Raw genomic sequence first — 300 nt, forward strand, 5'->3', positions numbered from 1 at the left:
ATTTCTCTTAACTCTATGCCATATTAATTTATCATAATAATAAATTAATACTCTATAGGTGGTGTAAATTTGTTATTATAAATTAAAATTTAAATAATGGTTATTTAAGTTGCTCTAGACGCTCTTTTTTAGTGCCGATTTCAGTGATTTGCACACCGAAATTTCCATCTACGATAACCACTTCACCAAGTGCGACTGGTTTATCTCCTATTAAGACTTCTAACGGATCATTGGCTAGTTGATTTAGTTCAATAACCGAGCCAATATCCATAGATAATACATCTTTTAATAGCATTTTTT

Annotated in this window: 1 protein-coding gene; it reads right to left on the minus strand. The window is 29.7% G+C overall.

Annotation, left to right across the window (positions count from 1 at the left end; all coding sequences use genetic code 11):
• Positions 1-100 precede the first annotated feature (100 nt).
• Positions 101-300, minus strand: a 200-nt coding sequence (locus tag CSUIS19073_RS08310) for a FliM/FliN family flagellar motor switch protein (RefSeq protein WP_337214426.1), incomplete at its 5' end; no start/stop codon positions are given.

Origin of the sequence: Campylobacter sp. RM19073, from assembly GCF_024723495.1 — a bacterium.
In the GTDB taxonomy this organism is placed as follows: domain Bacteria; phylum Campylobacterota; class Campylobacteria; order Campylobacterales; family Campylobacteraceae; genus Campylobacter; species Campylobacter porcelli.